Source organism: Ruegeria sp. AB6, assembly GCF_056542685.1.
On the sequence record NZ_JBQGAD010000003.1, the window covers coordinates 20,295 to 37,821 of the forward strand.

Annotated in this window: 18 protein-coding genes; 10 read left to right on the forward strand and 8 right to left on the reverse strand. The window is 59.9% G+C overall.

The window, feature by feature from the left end; all coding sequences use genetic code 11:
* From ACR0DB_RS08040 to ACR0DB_RS08075, 8 genes are all read left to right on the forward strand, one after another.
* Complete coding sequence (locus ACR0DB_RS08040; RefSeq protein ID WP_170785320.1) at positions 1–927, forward strand: glycosyltransferase family 2 protein; 927 nt, start codon at positions 1–3, stop codon at positions 925–927.
* Positions 928–958: 31 nt separating this feature from the next.
* Positions 959–3,493 carry a glycoside hydrolase family 9 protein gene (locus ACR0DB_RS08045; protein WP_480549998.1) on the forward strand — a complete coding sequence of 845 codons (2,535 nt, stop codon included), beginning with the start codon at positions 959–961 and terminating at the stop codon, positions 3,491–3,493.
* A gap of 148 nt (positions 3,494–3,641) precedes the next feature.
* Complete coding sequence (locus ACR0DB_RS08050) at positions 3,642–4,076, forward strand: hypothetical protein (RefSeq protein WP_480550000.1); 435 nt, start codon at positions 3,642–3,644, stop codon at positions 4,074–4,076.
* Positions 4,073–4,732 carry a MotA/TolQ/ExbB proton channel family protein gene (locus tag ACR0DB_RS08055; RefSeq protein WP_170785314.1) on the forward strand — a complete coding sequence of 220 codons (660 nt, stop codon included), beginning with the start codon at positions 4,073–4,075 and terminating at the stop codon, positions 4,730–4,732. Before ACR0DB_RS08050 ends, ACR0DB_RS08055 begins: the two co-directional genes overlap by 4 nt.
* Positions 4,733–4,763: 31 nt before the next feature.
* Positions 4,764–5,090: a biopolymer transporter ExbD gene (locus ACR0DB_RS08060; RefSeq protein ID WP_170773012.1), complete on the forward strand. Its 327-nt coding sequence runs from the start codon at positions 4,764–4,766 to the stop codon at positions 5,088–5,090.
* On the forward strand, positions 5,087–5,464 hold the full coding sequence (locus tag ACR0DB_RS08065) for an ExbD/TolR family protein (RefSeq protein WP_170773010.1): 378 nt from the start codon (positions 5,087–5,089) through the stop codon (positions 5,462–5,464). The genes ACR0DB_RS08060 and ACR0DB_RS08065 overlap by 4 nt, the downstream gene beginning before the upstream one ends.
* A complete protein-coding gene (locus ACR0DB_RS08070) occupies positions 5,461–6,627 on the forward strand; it encodes an energy transducer TonB family protein (RefSeq protein ID WP_480550002.1) in 1,167 nt (388 codons plus the stop codon). The genes ACR0DB_RS08065 and ACR0DB_RS08070 overlap by 4 nt, the downstream gene beginning before the upstream one ends.
* Before the next feature lie 341 nt (positions 6,628–6,968).
* Positions 6,969–7,982 (forward strand): porin, encoded by a 1,014-nt coding sequence (locus ACR0DB_RS08075; protein WP_480550004.1) that lies wholly within the window; start codon positions 6,969–6,971, stop codon positions 7,980–7,982.
* A 52-nt stretch (positions 7,983–8,034) separates the two neighbouring features.
* On the opposite strand, the gene ACR0DB_RS08080 is transcribed toward ACR0DB_RS08075, so the two are convergent.
* From ACR0DB_RS08080 to ACR0DB_RS08100, 5 genes are read right to left on the reverse strand one after another with little or no spacing between them, the layout of a single operon-like run.
* Positions 8,035–8,577: a DUF3833 domain-containing protein gene (locus ACR0DB_RS08080; protein ID WP_480550006.1), complete on the reverse strand. Its 543-nt coding sequence runs from the start codon at positions 8,575–8,577 to the stop codon at positions 8,035–8,037.
* Positions 8,574–9,191: a DUF3833 domain-containing protein gene (locus ACR0DB_RS08085; protein ID WP_480550008.1), complete on the reverse strand. Its 618-nt coding sequence runs from the start codon at positions 9,189–9,191 to the stop codon at positions 8,574–8,576. The genes ACR0DB_RS08080 and ACR0DB_RS08085 overlap by 4 nt, the downstream gene beginning before the upstream one ends.
* Positions 9,188–10,411, reverse strand: a complete 1,224-nt coding sequence (locus tag ACR0DB_RS08090) for an MFS transporter (protein ID WP_480550010.1) — start codon at positions 10,409–10,411, stop codon at positions 9,188–9,190. Before ACR0DB_RS08090 ends, ACR0DB_RS08085 begins: the two co-directional genes overlap by 4 nt.
* Entirely contained in the window at positions 10,411–10,887 is a 477-nt protein-coding gene (locus ACR0DB_RS08095; RefSeq protein WP_480550012.1) for a hypothetical protein, read from the reverse strand. Before ACR0DB_RS08095 ends, ACR0DB_RS08090 begins: the two co-directional genes overlap by 1 nt.
* A gap of 19 nt (positions 10,888–10,906) precedes the next feature.
* Entirely contained in the window at positions 10,907–12,241 is a 1,335-nt protein-coding gene (locus tag ACR0DB_RS08100) for an NAD(P)/FAD-dependent oxidoreductase (protein ID WP_480550014.1), read from the reverse strand.
* A gap of 189 nt (positions 12,242–12,430) precedes the next feature.
* Here ACR0DB_RS08100 and ACR0DB_RS08105 point away from each other — a divergent pair, with 189 nt between their 5' ends.
* Entirely contained in the window at positions 12,431–13,156 is a 726-nt protein-coding gene (locus ACR0DB_RS08105) for an SDR family NAD(P)-dependent oxidoreductase (protein WP_480550016.1), read from the forward strand.
* Positions 13,157–13,171: 15 nt separating this feature from the next.
* On the opposite strand, the gene ACR0DB_RS08110 is transcribed toward ACR0DB_RS08105, so the two are convergent.
* Together ACR0DB_RS08110 and ACR0DB_RS08115 are read right to left on the reverse strand one after the other, a co-directional pair.
* The gene (locus tag ACR0DB_RS08110; RefSeq protein ID WP_480550018.1) at positions 13,172–14,824 is read right to left on the reverse strand and encodes a Y-family DNA polymerase; all 1,653 of its coding nucleotides are present in this window, start codon (positions 14,822–14,824) and stop codon (positions 13,172–13,174) included.
* A gap of 61 nt (positions 14,825–14,885) precedes the next feature.
* Entirely contained in the window at positions 14,886–15,173 is a 288-nt protein-coding gene (locus ACR0DB_RS08115) for an I78 family peptidase inhibitor (protein ID WP_480550020.1), read from the reverse strand.
* Between the two features lie 130 nt (positions 15,174–15,303).
* On the opposite strand from ACR0DB_RS08115, the gene ACR0DB_RS08120 reads away from it, so the two are divergent.
* The gene (locus ACR0DB_RS08120; protein ID WP_480550022.1) at positions 15,304–16,416 is read left to right on the forward strand and encodes an S-(hydroxymethyl)glutathione dehydrogenase/class III alcohol dehydrogenase; all 1,113 of its coding nucleotides are present in this window, start codon (positions 15,304–15,306) and stop codon (positions 16,414–16,416) included.
* Between the two features lie 52 nt (positions 16,417–16,468).
* Here ACR0DB_RS08120 and ACR0DB_RS08125 read toward each other — a convergent pair whose 3' ends face one another.
* Entirely contained in the window at positions 16,469–17,407 is a 939-nt protein-coding gene (locus tag ACR0DB_RS08125) for a DMT family transporter (protein WP_480550024.1), read from the reverse strand.
* Positions 17,408–17,527: the final 120 nt, after the last annotated feature.

Consider the following 17,527-nt stretch of genomic DNA (forward strand, 5'->3'; position numbering starts at 1 on the left):
ATGACCGACCCCGTGCCCGAGTTTTCAATCATCATCCCCGCCCGCAACATGGAACGGTTCGTGACGCAGACGCTCGACAGCGTCAGCAGCCAAACCCTAACCGCGTTCGAGGTGATCTGTATCGATGACGGCTCAACCGACGGCACACGACGCATCTTCGATGCTTACGCACAGAAGGATGCCCGGTTTCGGCCAGTGTCAGGCCCGGCAAAAGGCGTCAGCGCCGCCCGCAATCTGGGGCTCGAACAAGCCAGTGGCGCGTTTGTTCTGTTTCTGGATGCGGATGATCTGCTGCATTCTGAGGCGTTGCAGCGGTTCCACGCATCGCTATCGAACAGCGACGCGGTTGGTGCCGTTGCGGGCGTTCAGCGGATCAACGTCGACGGCGAAGATTTGCGCGGCGCGGACAATCGCGCGCTGATCCCCGAACAGGATCAATTGGCGGCACTTTTGCGCAAGAATTATGTGGTCAATGGTGGCGCGCTGGCTCTCAGAACGCAAGCAGCGCGACAGGCCGGGGGCTATGACACCAGCCTGAAAAACGGCGAGGATTGGGAGTTCTGGAGTCGCGTCGCGCTGGAAGGTCGGTTTGAGGTGGTGCCGGGCCCTGCGCTGTTGCTGTATCGGCAGGTGGCCACCGGGGCGAATTTTCAGACCCGCGACACGGGGTTTACCCAGATGGCGCCTTGCATCGAAAAGATCGCCAATAATCCCGCGATGCAGCAGAAATTCGGCGCGCAGCTGCGGCGTCTGCTGCGCGCGCGTGAGATTGACCGCTATTGGTCCAATGTCCGCAATCAGTTCCAATATGGCCGCAAACCTGTGGCCTTGTTGGAAGGGCTGCGCGGAGTGATTATGTATCCTGACAGCCTGTTTCGCCCAAAATTGATCTGGCGCTTTGTTCGCAGTCTTGATCGTAGGGTGTAAAACAGTCGCATCGAAGCAAGGAATACAGCCAATGGGACTCACACGGCGCGCAGTATTGCTGCAAGGAACGGCTCTGGCCTTGTCTGCGCCCTTTGCCCACACGCTGGTTTCCAGTGTCGCAGCAGGCGAGCTTCCAGACCCTGTTATGGGTTTTTTGGGCGATAGCGTGGTCCAACTGACGGTGATGGATACGATGTTCGACCTGCCGCAACCCGTTGTCGTGACGGCGCAGGACCGGGCTAATTGGACCCTAGATACGGGCAATGCCTTTGGCGCGCGTGGAAAGCTGAACGGGGAAAAGGGCAATTTCTCGGGTCGTCAAAGCGAAACACAGCCGCAGTTTTTTACTCCATGGCCACAGATAACCAAGGGCAGCCGCAAAGGCGGTTTTCGCCAAGGCCCTCAAGAGGCGCCGACCGCCGCCTTGGCCGACCAGCCCGCGCAATGGCTGGTTCAGGTCGACGGCCAGCCCGCGACGATCCGGTCGCTTTATCGAAAAACCACCCCTGTTGCGACGCGCGCCATTGGTGTCAGGCGATGGGAAAGCACCAAGCGGCACCAACTGACCTTTGTGCTGGACCGCGTTATTCCCGACGGTTCGACTGTCTCGTTGAACGGGCCGTCTGTGACCAAAACCGCGGCGCGGAAACAGGCCGAGACTTTCAGCGAATCCATCCATCTCTGCCAGCAAGGCTATCCAATACTAGGCCCTAAAAAGGCCTATGTCGGAAGCTGGTGGGGTCATGACATGAACAATCAGGGCGGCAATACCGATGCGCTGTTGTCCGAACAGACGGTTTGGCGCCTGATCTCGACTGAGGACGGGGCCGAACTGCGATCGGGGCGATTGCGACTGGCCAAACCGGGGTCCGAGCCGCATGGGCAGGACCTTAACTATAATGGCTGCGATGTATATGAGGCCGATTTCTCGGACCTTGATCACATCGGATCGTACTACATTCAGGTCGACGGTGTCGGGCAGTCGTTTCCGTTCGATGTGACGCAAAGGGTTTATGACGGGGCGTTGCGGCTGGCGGCGCGGTGGTATTTCCACCAAAGATCAGGCTGCGCGATTATCGACCCTTATGGCGAGGGCCGCACCCGCCCGCGCAACGGTCATCCCGAAGATGGGCTGACCGTCTGGCAGACCGGCGTCAAACTGGGTGACACGCGCGAAGGGTATGGCAAGGCCTCGGCCGCGAAATCCCTGGCGCAACAGGCCGAGGCCTTGGGGGTCGAAGACTACCCCGACGCGTCCCAGATGACTGCGAACCCGGAGGCGTGGGGCGGTTGGCACGATGCGGGTGACTGGGATCGCCGTATCCAGCATATGAACGTGGTCTATCACATGGCCGATCTGGTCGAGACCTACCCCCATATCCGCGCTTTGGCACTGAACCTGCCAGAAAGCGGAAAACCTTTCACGCATGGTGATGTTGCAGCTCGAAAGAATGACCTGGACCGGGGGGATGGCGAAACCGTACTGCCAGATCTGATCCACGAAGCGCTGTGGGGGGCCTCGATCTGGCGGCGCACGCAGCAGCCGGATGGCGGGATCATCGGTGGCGTTGAATATTCCAGCAGCGGGATTTTGGGCTCGGTCTCGTGGAACCCGGTTCAGGTGACGTATGCCTATGCGCCAGAGGACTGGGCTGCGTATCGGTTTGCCCATGGGGCCGCTAAGCTGGGCCATGTGATCAAGACGGTTTGCGGGGACGCCGCCCTTGGAGATGCGCTGATCGACGAAGCTCTTCGCGCCTGGCTATGGGCAGAACAACAGCCGGTGCCTGAAAATGAGGACGGGCAGGGCGATCCGCGCGCCGATGTCTCGCGGGCGCGCATCGCCTCGGCCTCGGTCTTATACCGCGCAACAGGTCATGCCGCCACGCGGCAGGTGTTCGAGGATTTCAACCCGTTCGAACCCCATGCCGAGACCCCGCTGGAGGGCGTGCGACCAGAGTTTTTTGCCAATTCTTATTTAGACTACGTCAAGGCGGGGCGCGAAGGGCGGGCCACGGATGCCAAGCTGGTTGCCGCGATCGAAAACTGGATCAAATACCGCGCCCTGAACGGCAAGCGGATGGGTCAGGATTTCGGGCTTCACAACACGGATTCTTATGTTTGGGGGCGGGGATGGCTGCGGTTTGGCCCCGGCTCGAACTGGCGGGCGGGGCAGATTGCGCTGCAATACGCGGCAACGGGCAAAATCCCTGCGGAATTATACGAAGCGGCGGTCGAGGGTATGTGGTTCGGGATGGGCTGCAACCCGGCCAATGTCAGTTTCGTGCAGGGGCTGGGTCAGCGCAGCTTTGCCGACCCTTTGCTGACCGACCACTATGGTGATGAAACCATTCCCGGTCAGATCAGCTTTGGCGTGGCGGGTGGCAAGCTAAACGAATGGGAACTTAAAAAGGTCGAGGGCGCAATTTATCCATTCAATCAGGACGAATGGCCAATATATGCACAGATATTCGAAAGCCGCAGCATCGCCATAACAGCTGAACACGGGATGAAATCCAACGCGCTGGAATGGCTGCTGGCTTGCGCCCTGGTCACATCGCAGTAACTCGAGCGGCGCGGTGGCGGAACTTTGCGTCAAATCACAAAGCTGTCGGGATGGCTTTCACCTACGGACTGTGTTGGATATGTGTAACTGAATGTCGGCGGAACGTCGCAGGCCTTCGGACCGCAAGAAACAAATCAGGAGCACGCGCATGTTGTTTCTCCGCCGGACAGTTGCCGCTGTTCTGATCGGCACTTTGCCTTTTGCAGCGTTGGCGCAATCTGATCAGTCCCAAACGGGCGGATTGCAGATCGAACTCAACACTATGCAGGATACTGGTGAGGCCTGTCGGCTGACCTTTGTGGTGCAAAACGACACCGGCACCGCGATTGAGACGGCCAGCTTTCAGACCGTGATCTTCGATGCGGAAGGTACGGTCGAGCGTCTGACGCTGTTTTCATTCCGCGATATGCCAAAGGATCGCGTGCGGGTGCGTCAGTTCGATCTGACCGGTATCACCTGCGCCGGGGTAGGGCAGGTGCTCTTCAATGGCACAAGCTCTTGTCTTGTAGACGGTGCCGACAGCCCGATCTGTGACGCGGCCCTGACGCTGAGCAGCCGGACCGATACAGAGGTGTTGGGATGATACAGGCAATAGAACAGATCCTTGAACTCGGCGGGCCGGTTGTTGCGATCCTGATTGCGATGTCCGTGGTGACGCTGGCGGTGACCCTTTACAAACTCTGGCAATTTGCAGCCTCGGGCGTGGGGCGGCACCGGGTGTTGTCGCAGGCGCTGGCGGCATGGGATGACGGCGACGTACAAACCGCCCGCGCGCGTCTGGCCAAAAGCCGCAGCTATCTGGCCCCGCTGGTCGAGGTGGCCATGGACGCGCCCGAAACCCCCGGCCTGGATCAGCGTCTGGATGCCGAGGCCGGTCTGGCCCTGGCCGGGTTGGAACGTGGGTTTCGCTTGCTGGACACCGTGGCGCAGTTGGCCCCGCTTTTGGGTCTGTTTGGGACGGTTTTGGGCATGATCGAAGCGTTTCAGAGCCTGCAATCTGCGGGCTCGTCCGTTGACCCGTCGTTGCTTGCAGGCGGGATCTGGGTGGCGCTGATTACCACTGCTGTCGGCCTGGCGGTGGCGATGCCCACCTCGATGGTGCTGTCCTGGTTCGAAAGCCGCACCGCGCGGGAACGGGTGTTTGCCGACAAGGCGCTGCGGACCATTCTTGTGCCTGGTCAAGCAATTCCACTGCCTGACGCACCTCAGACCATGGCTGCCGCGCCCGGACATGCGTAACCGCGCGCCCTTTGTCCGGCGGCCCCTGTCGATGACCCCCCTCATCGACGTGATCTTTCTGTTGCTGCTGTTCTTCATGCTGACCTCGACCTTTTCGAAATTTGCCGAGGTCGAGCTGAGCAATGCGACCGGCGGCGGCCAGCCCTCGGACACACAGACCGAGCGGTTGTTCGTTCAGCTTGGCTCCGACCGTCTGACGCTGAACGGGGCCGAGGTCACGTTGGATCAACTGACCGAACAGGTTGAGACTGGGCAGGTGCTGGTCAGCCTTGATCCCGACACCACCTCGCAACGTTTGGTCGATTTGCTGGTGCGTCTGCGCGGGCGCGAAGACCTCAGCGTGTTGGTGCTGGAATGATCCGCTCAGGTACTCCGCGTCGCAAGCGCGACTCCACGATTCCTTTGATCAACGTCGTGTTCCTGATGTTGATCTTCTTTCTGATCACGGGAACGATCGCTACGCCTCTGGACCCCGACCTAGAACTTGTGAACACCTCGGAACTGGAAGGGCGAGAGCCGCCGGATGCACTGGTGCTGCATAAGGACGGAACGCTCAGCTTTCGCGGCAACGCCATTCTGCCCGAGCTTTATATGGAAGGGCGCGAACCCGGTGCCGTCCGCATCGTACCGGACCGCGAGGCCCCCGGCGCGCGGCTTATTGAAATCACCGGCCAGCTTCGCCGCCTTGGTGCAAGTTCTGTCTTTGTCGTGACGGAAAAGGCGCTGCAATGATCCGGGGTTCGGTGGTCATCGCCGTCGTAGCCATTCTGGTGTCGTTGATCCTGCACCTGATGGGGTTGCTCTATACTGCGCCGCGACTGGCCGAAGACGGCAGCGAGGCGGCTGCGCAGAACTCAGTTGAGCTGGGCAGTAGTTTCGAAGACCTCGCCGAGGAGGCTGAAGAAGCCGTTGAGCCGGAACAGGCCGAAGCGCCGGAGCCCCCCGCCGAGGAAGAGCCGGTCGAAGAAGAGATTCCCGAAACCCCCGAGGTTCCCGTCAGCGAGGCGCTGGTCGCGTCGGACAACCCCGAAGAAAGTTTTGCCCCTGATCTGGGAGAGGCCGAAGTCGTGCAGCCCGAGGCCACTGAACCAGTCGAGCCAAACGTGGCTGAAAGTGTAGACGGGACCGATGGCGATCAGTCCGCCAGCGAAGAGGCCGACGAAAATCCGCCTGTTGAGGTGGCCGAACGTGCCGAAACGCCCGAGGGCGATCCGGATGCTGCGGCAGAATCGACTGAACCTCTGGAAGAGGCGCAGCCTGTCGAGCCGGCGCAGGAACAACTGGCTGCTTTGCCCCCGACTGAAGCTGCGCCAGTTCCCGAGGCGACGGCGATTCCGGTTGTTCCGTTGGAAAGTGAGGCGATTGAACCGGACTTGCCCGAAACGGCGCTGGAGCCGGTTGAAAATGACGCGCCGACCGAATTGGCTGTCACAACCTCGATCCGCCCGCAGCGCCCGGAACGGCAGCCTGTTCCTCAACGACGGGGTATCGCCAACGGCGCACGTGATTTCAGCAACCTGCGCTTCCCTGCACAAGAGATCGAGTCGCCTTTGACGGCCTATCGTCGCCGGGGCGTCGACGCGTTCACATCCGGCAATAGCGGTACGCGATCAGGCGGTCGCGGGCCGGGCAATGCGAATGAAACCAATTACGAAGGGCAGGTACTGGTGCATCTGAACCGAGCACCGCTTGTCTTTGTGTCCGCCCGAGGGTTCGCGCAGGTGTTTTTCCAGATCAACCCCGACGGCACGCTGGAATTTGTCGAAGTGGTCGACAGCTCGGGCTCGCGCGAAGTGGACCGCGCTGCCCGCGAACAGGTACGCGCCGCTGAACCTTTCCCCCGACCGCCAGGAGGCGTAAGCCGCAAGCTGTCTTTCTTCTACACCAGCAATTGATGCCTTGCCCAATCGTCGAATCGGATTTCCGTCGCAAGGCAGGTCAAACATCCAAGGTGCCAGGTTGATTTTTCCAACATGGGTGACGCGATTGATTTGCAAGAAGTCAGGATGATTTTTGTGGATCACAGCTGCGTTATCAGTCTGGAGAATGCGCAAAACCCTCATAAATAGGGGACACCCGCTGCATCGCCAGAAGCAGATGGATGCATAGATGCAACAGAGCACGATATGCTGGTATCTGGACAAAGATTACATATTACGTATTTTTTGTAAATCCACGAAAGGAGCGTCGGGCGCAGCTTTGCGGCCATCCTCCTCTCGAAATTTATGGATTTACCATGAAAAAACTCCTCATCGCATCGACCGCACTGATTGCGGCCACAGGTGCCGCCTCGGCGGAAATAAAGTTCAGCGGCTTCGCCCGCTTTGGTATCGGCTACGAAGAAGATCGCTCTGGCGACGTTACCAATTTCAACACCGCTGGTGGCGTCGTTACCTCGACGGACACTGCAAATGTTGACACAGATGACGCGATCCTGATCTCGCGGTTCCGTCTGAACATCGACGGGATTGTCGAAACGGACAGCGGCGTTGAATTTCAGGCGCGTGTCCGGTTGCAAGCCGACGAAGACAACGGCAATGGCGAAGCCTCTGAGGCAGGCCTGAACGGCGCGCGTTTCTCTGTTCTCTATGGTGGGCTACGTGTCGATGCGGGGAACGTGGCAGGTTCGTTTGACAACCTGGATGACTACTTCGGCAATGAACCGGGCCTGGAAGAATTCCTGGGTCAGTATGTTGGCGTCAACTACGAGTTCCTCGAATACAGTTCGACGGGTTCGGGCGCGAACGCGGTGTTCGCTCAGTACCAGCTTGGCGACCTGAGCTTTGGCGGTTCATATGATCAGGAAACTGTTGCTCTGAACGGGTCTGATGAAAGCACCGACCGCTGGGATATTTTTGCGTCATACTCGTTTGACGCCTTTACCGCTTCGGTCGCCTATGGTGAAAAAGATCTGGTGAATGGCGACGACGAAAGCCTTACTGTTCTGACACTTGGTGCAGAATTGGGTGACTTCTACGGTACTTTGTTCCTGGCGGACGATGACGTCGCGGACGATGCCGAGAATGGCACCGCCTATGGTTTCTCGGCCTCGTATAACGTTGGAGCCGCGACAACGCTGTTGGTCGCTTATGGTGACGGCAACGCCGATGATGACGAGCGCAACATCGGTGTTGGCGCAATCTACGATCTGGGCAACGGCGCATCGCTGCGCGGCGGTATCGGCGAGATCAAAGAAGGCGACGAAGATGGCTTTATCCGTGCCGATTTTGGTGCGCGCTTCAACTTCTAAGTCGACCTAGGCAATTTTGATTTTGGGGCGGGCCCTTGCGCCTGCCCTTTTTCTATTTCTTTTCGAAGAACAGTACGACTTCGCCCAGGCGCACACCATAGCGCGAGACATAGGCGCGGTTCAGCAACCGGTCATCGGTCATCAACCACATCCAGTCATCGAAATTCACCCGCATGGTGCCGTCCTTGATCGGCAGATCGATCTTGTATTTCCAATTGAACGTATCGCCGCGTTCAATCCCGCTAGCCGTACCCAGCACACCCGGAGCCGTGCCCGTCCAAGTATCCTCGCCAGTTTTGGTCAGGGTCCAGATGCGCTGCTCGGTCGTGCCGTCGTCATAGACGAAATCTTCGACCAGGGTCAGGGTCGTGCCGTCCCATGTTCCGTCGATATCGACCGTGAACCGGCGTGGGACATTGCCCAGAACATCCTGAAACTGGCCATAGGCGACGGTTTTACCCACAAAGAACTCTTCCAGGTTCAACTGTCGGTCTGACAGGAACGACTTGGGTACGCGCGGTTTGGCCGAGCATGACGCCAGCGCGGCGACGCCAGCGATGGCAAGTAAGGTGATCAGAAACCGGCGCAGGGTCATTGCAGGGGCCTCGCCTCGCTGTCTGAGTCATAACCGTTGGCCCCGTTCAGATGCGCGGCTTTGACCTCAGGCGCGGGTCGCATTGTGGCGACGAGCTCGGCGACTTTGATGCCATATTTGCGCATTTCCGAGCGATTCATGATCACGCCGCTTTCGGTCAGATACATCCAATCTGTAACATCCAGTGTATGCCCGCCCGAGTCCTCAGGCAGGATAATCCGATAGGTCAGTTTGACGGTCGAACCCGAAATCGTGCCTTGTCCTTCGCCGACTATATCATCCGCCTTGGCCGTGAACGTGTTGCCTGTACCCAGCGTCAGGTACCATTTGCGGGTCATCTTCTTGCCGTTGGAATAGGTAAAGTACTCGGCCAGCGTCCCGGTGTTGCCGTCCCATTCCCCAATCATGCGGGCGACGAAGCTGTTGGTCATCTTGCCGTTGGGGCCGTAGATCAGACCTTCGGACAGGATCTCTCCGTTCAGGTTTTCCTTCATTTTGAAGGCGGGGCCGGTTCCAGCGTAATCGGCGGGGGATTGCGATCGGAAGCTCAGAAATCGACCCTTTGCGACGAAGAGAGCCAAGACGGCTAAAAGCAGAACAACAAGCAGTTTCATTTGGCAGAGACCTCAGTAGGCAGCGTCAGAACCAGTCCGAACGCGCCGAGTTTCAGGATGCAGGGAAGAACGGCATAGGCGAGGGTGAGCGTTTTCAGCGCCTCGGTCGTGTTCGCCTGACCAGGAGTGAACCCGCTGCGTTCCAGCAGCGGCAAGGTGAAAAAAGCAGCCAGCGCAAGGCCCAGCTTGCCGGCAAAGGACCAGATGCCGAAGGCGGTTGAGGCATTCAGCCCTGCGCGCGTCAGCACAACCGAGAACATGGCAGGCAGCACCACCATATCGGCACCCAACGCCGCGCCCGAAGCGATGCAGATCGCGGCGAAGCCAGCTAGGTTTCCAGCCGACAGCATGGCCGCTCCAATAAAGCCCGCGATAGACAGGGGCATGGCTATAATCAGAGTCTGTTTTGGGCCAATTCGCTTGCTCAGCCGTGCCCAAAGCGGAACGCTGACGCCTGCGCTGAGGAAAAACAGGATCAGCAGTGGGCCCGCTTTGCCCGGCAGTTGCAGCTTGTCTTCAACAAAGAACAGAAACAGGGTCGAGGTGATGGCCACAGGAAGGCTGTTCACCAGCGCCAGAACCAAAAGACGCAACGCACCAGCTTGTCCAAGCCCCGCCAGAGATATCCCTTGTCCGGTGATCGGCGCGCGCCGCCAGATTGGAACGGTCATCGCCAGGGTTAGAAGGGCCAGCACCCCAAGAAACAGTCCAAAAGCGGGATAACCTTGCCCCCCGGCCCCAAGCGCCACGAACACAGCCGGGGCGATGGCCGCCAGAATGACCCCTGTCAGCTGTCCGCCTTCGCGCCACGCAGCCAGAGTCATAAGCTCTTGTGCATCGGTTCGCTTGGCAAGCGTAGCGCTGCGGCCATAGAGAAGGATCGTGCCGAGGCTGTAGGCCGAGAACAAAAGGATCAAAACAGACACTAATGCGGCGATACTGGCCCCGTCGGGCAAACCGAACAGCAAGGGAAACCCGATGGCCAATCCAAGTGCAGCGGCGGCGGCGAAGGCAAGCTGCGCCCCCGGCCAGCGGTCGATAGCCCATCCGATCAGCGGATCTTGCACCAGATCAATCAGGCGGATCAGCAATAGAACCGTCCCGATCACCCCCAACCCTATACCCAGATTGACGGCAGCAAAGCGCGGCAGGTGGATGTAAAGCGGGATGCCCGCCGCCGCGAGCATCAGCGCATAGAGGCTGACCCTCGGATACAACATTACTGACCTTTGAGCTTCTGCGTGAACGCGGCCGAGCGGCTTTTCTCGCCCAGAAACACCGACATGAAGCTACGCTTGATGCCCGGATGGCGCATGGTGCAGGTTTTTGCGCCGTTCAGCCAGAAGGATACCTCATTTGGCCCGTCCGAAACTGCCAGATACCGATCGCCCTTTTTCACGGCCTTGAAGCAGACCTCAAGCTGATCACGCACAGGGGCGGGGCGCCCGATGCGGTCCATTTCGTCCAGGGTCGAGTTGATCAGCACCTTCTTTGATACGTTACGGCGGTATTGCAGTTCCAGCGCGAAATCCTTGTTCCAGTCGAACGCCGCGCCGCCCGGGGTGAAAAGCCGCCCGTTGTAAAGCGGCAGCCCAAGATAGCGATAGGTCGCCGTGCCGCGCAGTTGCGGATCGTCTAGATCATTCAGCCCGGTAGCGGCCTGCAGGCTGCCCGGCACCAGCAGGGCCAAGGACAAGAGTGTCGCCCGACAGAAGTCAGACGCTTGCCGAGGCCACGATGGCTGCGTTTTGTGCATCAGTCTCATTGTCAGCTCCGAATGTGTGTTGGGTGCCATTCAAGCGCTCGACCACATGCATCGCGCTGGCAATCCCATCTTCGTGAAAGCCGTGCCTGTTATAGGCGCCGGCAAACCAGGTTCGGTTCTGTCCCTGCATCGCGCGGATTTGCCCTTGTGCCTTCAGGGCCGCTTTGTCGAAGACCGGGTGCGCAAATTCCACCTGATCATAGATTTTATCCGCGGGAATTTCTGATGAAGCGTTCAGCGACACGAACAGCGGATCGCTGTCGGGAATGTTCTGCAGACGGTTCATCCAATAGGTTACGCCAACATTTCCGGCTTGCGACCGATAGGTCCAACTGGACCAGCAGGCGCGCCGGCGGGGCATCTGGCGCTCGTCGCAATGCAGGATCGCTGTGTTCGGTTGATACCGGATTGCACCAAGTGCGGCGCGTTCGCCTTCGGTCGCGCTGTCACCCAGAATAGCCAGCGATTGATCGGAGTGGGTGGCCAGGATGATCTCGTCAAACTGGTCCCCGTGCCCTTGGCTGTGGACGGTAACGCCGTCGCCATCGCGTTTCACGTGATCCACCGGCGCGGCCAGTCGGATCTCGCACCCTCGCGCACGCAACGCGGCGTCGATGCGACGCACATATTCGATACTGCCGCCTTTTACAGTGTACCACTGATGCTGTTTGGCGCGGCCACTGGCCAGCAGCGCATGGTTGCGAAAGAACTGCACCAACGAGCGGGCCGGGAACTGATCCACAAACTCAACAGGGGTCGACCAGATCGCGCCGCACATGGGCATCAGGTAATTGTGGCGGAACCAATGGCCGAGGCGCAGCTGATCCACCAGCTCTCCGATCGTGGTGTCGTCGTCTTGTGCGGCCTCGGGGGCCTCTTTGCCGAACCGCAGAATGTCGGCGATCATCTTGTAGTATGCGGGGCGCGCAAGATTGCGTTTCTGCGCGGTCAGGGTGCGCAGATTGTTCAGCCCGTATTCGATGCGGCCATTGTCGATGGTGGCACCAAAGCTCATTTCCGACTTGATAACCGGCACGTTCAGTTCTTCAAACAAGGCGGTCAGATAAGGATAGGTCACGTAGTTGAATACGATGAAACCCGTATCGACCGGCTGATCGCCGTTCTTTCCCGCCATAACCGTGCGCGCGTGACCGCCCAGCCGGGGTTCGGCCTCGAAGACGGTTACGTCATTGTTTTCTGACAGGTAGTAAGCTGCGGAGAGACCCGAGATGCCTGCGCCTATTACTGCGATTTTTTTCCGACCGCTCCGGGTTTCGTCGAACATTCAAGCCTCGTTCTGTAACGTATTACAATAAGATACGCAGAATAGGCTTGGGTGGATCAATCGGGTTAGAAGAATTTCGAAAATGCACTAGGTTGTGACTTCGGGTTACAAGATGCGTTATCTGTCCCGCCTGTGATCCGGCACCCCTCGGCGGTCGTAAAACAGAAAAGCATATGAAACGGTCCCGGAATGAGCAGCTTTGACGGAAAGACATATTGGATCATCGGCGCCAGTGAAGGGCTGGGGCGGGCTCTGGCTGAGACCCTCAGCCGTCAGGGCGCGCATCTGATCCTGTCGGCCCGCAACGCGGAGCGTCTGGCCGAGATTTGCGATACCCTGCCCAACGCCCGTGCGATTGCGATGGATGTGACTGATTTAGCGTCTGTTTGTGCTGCAGCGACCGAGGCTGGCTCAGTCGATGGGCTGGTCTATAACGCTGGTGCCTATGATCCCATGCGGAGTGGTGACTGGAATACGGAAAGCGCGCTGAGGATGGTCGATGTGAACTATCTTGGGGCCATGCGGGTGCTGGGGGAAACCGTGCCGGGGTTCGTCCAGACAGGGCGCGGGGATATCACCCTGATCGGGTCTTTGGCTGGTTATCACGGTCTTCCAGCGGCGATTGGGTATGCGTCCAGCAAGGCGGCGCTGGTGTCGCTGGCCGAGACGATGCGACATGATTTGGCCGGATCGGGTGTAACCGTACGGATCGTCAATCCGGGGTTCATCAAGACCCGGCTGACCGAGAAGAACAGTTTCAAAATGCCCATGCTGATGACGCCCGAGGACGCGGCGGATCGCGTGGCCAAAGCCATGGCGCGTCGCCGGTTCCGCACCGATTTCCCTGCGCCGTTTTCCTGGGTGATCCGGCTGATTGATTACCTGCCGGATTGGCTGGTGTATCGCGGTAAGTAGACTCTAATCAGGGGTTTATCCAAACTGACCATGGCAAAACCAGCCCGCCGACATGGTGCCGCCGTGGCCGTAAAACAGCCACAGCCGCTCGCCCTGTTCGGTCACAACCACCCAGTAATCGCGCACGCCGCTGCGCCAGTTAGGGTCATCCAGCCACCATTCCGGTGCGATCCGTTCCGGCCCGGTGGCTTGTGTCAGTTGCCAGTTTCGCCCGCGCCAGCGAAATGTGTCTGGCACGTCTGGGGTATCTGGAGCGGCTACTGGCTCGGGTTGCCACATCTGCAAGGGACGCGGACGCGGTGGTGCAGGCCAGTCTTGCGCGGGTTCGGACCACGCAGCAGCCAGCACCTGTGCGGTTTTCTCGGGGATATGCGAGGCCGCCGGGTGCCGCCTTGTGATCGCCTCCAGCCCGACCCGCGCACCTAGTTTTCCGATCAGGTCTTCGACAGCGGTGTTACCGTCCAATCGGTTGCGGGCGACGCGGCGCGCCTCGGCATGACCGGCCATGGTGCGGGCGTGGATAGGTTCCGTCTGCACCGCCTCAAGTCGCAGCATGTCGATGCCATAGCCCGCATCGATTTGGTCGATTTTCATCTCTAACAAAGGGCGAATGCGGTGTTTATCATAGGTTGGACGGGCCAGCCCGACCTCGATGATCTCAGCCGCCTGATCGGCGCGATGGGCTTCCAGCCGCAGAGTCCGCACCCCGCGCGCTTTCTCCTCTAGCTTGGTGCAGAGCGTCGGTAGAACGCGGTCGATGGCGGCCATGACGTCTTCGGTCAGACCGATCGGGTTGGGCAGGGTCATCCGCACCGCAAAGTGATGCGGCGGTCGGGCGGGCGAGACCGGCTCTGGCGCGCTGCCCATCGCCTGATCCAGCCGTAGCACCAGTCCCCGCCCAAATCGCCGCGCCAGCGACGCGCGCGGCTGCCCCAGTAGGTCGCCGATCCTGCGCAGGCCCAGACGGTTCAGCTGTGCGACCACCTGATCCTCAAGCCGCAGCGCTGCAATGGGAAGCGGGCTGAGCGCGCCATAGGATTGCCCCGGCGCTGTGATCCGCGCGCCACTGCCCACAGCCACCATTTGCGGTGCGGCCCCGCCCTTGGTCCAGTGCCGCCGCTTGGTGGCGCGGGCGCGGGTGGCGCGGGCCTCTTGGCTGATGGCGTCGCCATTGCGGTCGGAGGCGGCCTCTTGCCCCGCGTAGCGTGCCAGCGCCCAGGCCGCACCCAGCGTGTCGGCGATGCCCATCTGCACGCTGAGCCCCATATCGGCGCAGTCGGTTTCGATCACGTTCAACAACGCTTCTTCCCCGCCGAACAGATGCGCGCAGCCTGACAGGTCCACGATCAATCCGTCTGGCGCTTCTTCAGCCACCCATGGGCTGAATTTGCCCACCCACCGTCGCAGGGCGGTCAGAAACGCAGCCTCGGCCGGGGCGTTGCGGGGGCGTGTCACCAGATTGGCGCACATGGCATGAGCGTCGCGCACTGGTTGGCCCACGCGCAGACCAGCGGTCTGCGCATCCGCGTTCAGGGATGTGATCACCTGCATGTTCGACTGCTCGGTCACCACAGCCAAAGGCCCATCCTGCAGCCCCCGCGCAGCGCGGATCAGCCGTTCAGCCCCCAGACGGGGAAACCAGAGCGAGAGTATTCGGCGTTTTGGCATTGGCAGACATCAAAATGTTCTCATTTTGTTCTTATCGTATAATCGCCCACCGAGTCCACGCTTACCCGCAGGTCAGGCGTTGGATGACCCCGGTCTCATCTACAAAAACATTCAGCCGGTCGATGCGGTAATCCTGCGTGGCCAGATCACCCGGCCCCAGAACGCGGGACCGTTCGGGCAACTGGGTCTGAATGGTCGAGACCGGTTGACCGACAGAGCCTGCAACAGCTTCGCCCTGACAAAAGGCCAGATCGACCGGGGCGGGTTCGGGCGACAGGGGCGCATCCTCGGGCGCGGGGGTTTGGGCACAGGCGGCCAGCAGGGCCAGCGTGGGAATAAAACGGTGCATTGGCGTTCCTCTTTCCGGCAATGTCGTTTCTGCAATATCAGATGTTTAGCAAAGCTGGCATCAAAGCGCAGTTGAAAACGCCCGGCAATTAACGCAGGGTCGAGGCAAAAGTGACAGGGAGACACCGAATATGCGCACCCGTGCTGCCGTCGCCGTTCAGGCAGGCAAACCTTTGGAAGTGATGGATGTGAACCTTGAAGGCCCCAAAGCGGGTGAGGTTCTGGTCGAGATCAAAGCCACCGGCATTTGCCACACCGACGAATTCACCCTGTCGGGCGCGGACCCCGAGGGGCTGTTCCCCGCGATTCTGGGCCATGAAGGCGCAGGCGTCGTGGTCGAGGTCGGCCCAGGTGTGACCAGCCTGAAGCCAGGCGACCACGTGATCCCGCTTTACACCCCCGAATGCCGCGAGTGTGAATACTGTCTGCATCCCAAGACCAACCTGTGTCAGGCGATCCGTGAAACGCAGGGGCAGGGGCTGATGCCGGATGGGACCTCGCGCTTTTCGACTTTGGATGGTGATCCAATCCTGCACTACATGGGCTGCTCGACTTTCTCGAACCACACGGTTCTGCCGGAAATCGCGCTGGCCAAGGTGCGTGAAGACGCGCCCTTCGACAAGATCTGCTATATCGGCTGCGGCGTGACCACAGGGATCGGCGCTGTCATCAACACTGCCAAGGTGGAAATCGGCAGCCGCGCCATCGTGTTCGGTCTGGGCGGTATCGGGTTGAACGTGATTCAGGGCCTGCGTCTGGCCGGGGCCGATCAAATCGTCGGCGTTGACCTGAACCCCGCCAAGGTCGAGATGGCGACCAAGTTCGGCATGACCGATTTCGTGAACCCGACCGAAGTTGAAGGCGACCTGGTGCCCTATCTGGTCAACCTGACCAAAGGTGGCGCGGACTACACCTTTGACGCCACTGGCAATGTGGGCGTGATGCGTGCCGCATTGGAATCGGCGCATAAGGGCTGGGGTGAATCGATCATCATCGGCGTGGCGCCTGCGGGGGCAGAGATATCGACCCGTCCGTTCCAGCTGGTCACGGGCCGCTCGTGGCGCGGTACGGCCTTTGGCGGCGCGCGGGGCCGGACCGATGTGCCGAAAATTGTCGACTGGTACATGGAAGGCAAGATCGAGATCGACCCGATGATCACCCACACCATGGGTCTGGACGACATTAACCACGGTTTCGACCTGATGCATAAGGGCGAAAGCATCCGCTCGGTCGTGGTTTACTAAGGCCCTCAACCTGCGATTTTGAGGACGGCGCGCTGTGAATGGCGCGCCGTTTTTATTTGCCGGGACGGCTTGCGCCGGTGTCAGAGCGTGGCGAGCGGACCCGCAGAACCGGGGTATTGACCGACGAGGTGTTCGCCCGGCTTTCGCGCCAGACCACATAGACGCCTGAGGCGATGATGATGCTGGCCCCAACGGCGACCCAGCCATCGGGCCGCTCGTTGAAAAAGACCATGCCGAACAATGTGGCCCAGATGATCTGACTGTATTGGCTGGGGGCGACGACCCCAGCGGGCGCGGCTCGATAGGCAAGGATGATCAAGTGTTGTGCGACGACCGAGAACACGCCCACCAGCGCCATCATCGCCAGATGCAGCAGCGAGGGAGGTTGGTAAACGGCGGGTTGCATCAAGCTCATGACCACAATGGCCAGCAGCATCGGATATAGGATCAGCACGGCCGAGCGTTCCTCATTCCCGATCTTGCGCACCAGAACAGATGCAAAGGCGCTGCAGAATGCAGCCGTCAGGGCCGCGAGGTGTCCCAGCGTGATATCTGTTGAACCGGGGCGCAGCACGATCAGAACACCGATGAGGCCGACGCCAACCGCGGCCCAACGTTGGACGCGGACAACCTCGCCCAAAATCGGGATCGACAGGACCGTGACGATCAGAGGGAAAGAGAAAAGCAGCGAATAAACCTCGGCCAGTGGCAGGACCGAGAACGCATAAAACGCGCAGGACATGCCTGTGACCATCAGACTGGATCGTAACAGCACCAGCCATGGATGATGTGGCAGGAAATTGCCTGTTGCCCGGTCGGTCAGGATCGTCACCGCCATCGGCACAAAGGAAAACAGCGTTGCGAAAAAGATGATCTGCATCACGGAATAGGTGCTGCCCAGCACTTTGATCAGCACGTCGTGGCTGGCAAAGACCGCAAAGCCCGCAAACGCATAGCCAAGCCCCCGAAGGGTGGTGTTCTGAGTGCTCATGAGGCGGCCTCGGGTGATGTGTCGGTGTAAGGGCGCAGCGCAATGGGGCTGTCGTACCCCTGAGTAAACCCATTTGGCCGACCCGCATAGCCCCTATTTTACCGCTAACATGGCAAAGCC

Bases quoted from the DNA above. Each gene is read 5' to 3' on its own strand.
- ACR0DB_RS08040 (WP_170785320.1), top strand. From the start codon at position 1: ATGACCGACCCCGTGCCCGAGTTTTCAATCATCATCCCCGCCCGCAAC.
- ACR0DB_RS08045 (WP_480549998.1), top strand. From the start codon at position 959: ATGGGACTCACACGGCGCGCAGTATTGCTGCAAGGAACGGCTCTGGCC.
- ACR0DB_RS08050 (WP_480550000.1), top strand. From the start codon at position 3,642: ATGTTGTTTCTCCGCCGGACAGTTGCCGCTGTTCTGATCGGCACTTTG.
- ACR0DB_RS08055 (WP_170785314.1), top strand. From the start codon at position 4,073: ATGATACAGGCAATAGAACAGATCCTTGAACTCGGCGGGCCGGTTGTT.
- ACR0DB_RS08060 (WP_170773012.1), top strand. From the start codon at position 4,764: ATGACCCCCCTCATCGACGTGATCTTTCTGTTGCTGCTGTTCTTCATG.
- ACR0DB_RS08065 (WP_170773010.1), top strand. From the start codon at position 5,087: ATGATCCGCTCAGGTACTCCGCGTCGCAAGCGCGACTCCACGATTCCT.
- ACR0DB_RS08070 (WP_480550002.1), top strand. From the start codon at position 5,461: ATGATCCGGGGTTCGGTGGTCATCGCCGTCGTAGCCATTCTGGTGTCG.
- ACR0DB_RS08075 (WP_480550004.1), top strand. From the start codon at position 6,969: ATGAAAAAACTCCTCATCGCATCGACCGCACTGATTGCGGCCACAGGT.
- ACR0DB_RS08080 (WP_480550006.1), bottom strand. From the start codon at position 8,577: ATGACCCTGCGCCGGTTTCTGATCACCTTACTTGCCATCGCTGGCGTC.
- ACR0DB_RS08085 (WP_480550008.1), bottom strand. From the start codon at position 9,191: ATGAAACTGCTTGTTGTTCTGCTTTTAGCCGTCTTGGCTCTCTTCGTC.
- ACR0DB_RS08090 (WP_480550010.1), bottom strand. From the start codon at position 10,411: ATGTTGTATCCGAGGGTCAGCCTCTATGCGCTGATGCTCGCGGCGGCG.
- ACR0DB_RS08100 (WP_480550014.1), bottom strand. From the start codon at position 12,241: ATGTTCGACGAAACCCGGAGCGGTCGGAAAAAAATCGCAGTAATAGGC.
- ACR0DB_RS08105 (WP_480550016.1), top strand. From the start codon at position 12,431: ATGAGCAGCTTTGACGGAAAGACATATTGGATCATCGGCGCCAGTGAA.
- ACR0DB_RS08110 (WP_480550018.1), bottom strand. From the start codon at position 14,824: ATGCCAAAACGCCGAATACTCTCGCTCTGGTTTCCCCGTCTGGGGGCT.
- ACR0DB_RS08115 (WP_480550020.1), bottom strand. From the start codon at position 15,173: ATGCACCGTTTTATTCCCACGCTGGCCCTGCTGGCCGCCTGTGCCCAA.
- ACR0DB_RS08120 (WP_480550022.1), top strand. From the start codon at position 15,304: ATGCGCACCCGTGCTGCCGTCGCCGTTCAGGCAGGCAAACCTTTGGAA.
- ACR0DB_RS08125 (WP_480550024.1), bottom strand. From the start codon at position 17,407: ATGAGCACTCAGAACACCACCCTTCGGGGGCTTGGCTATGCGTTTGCG.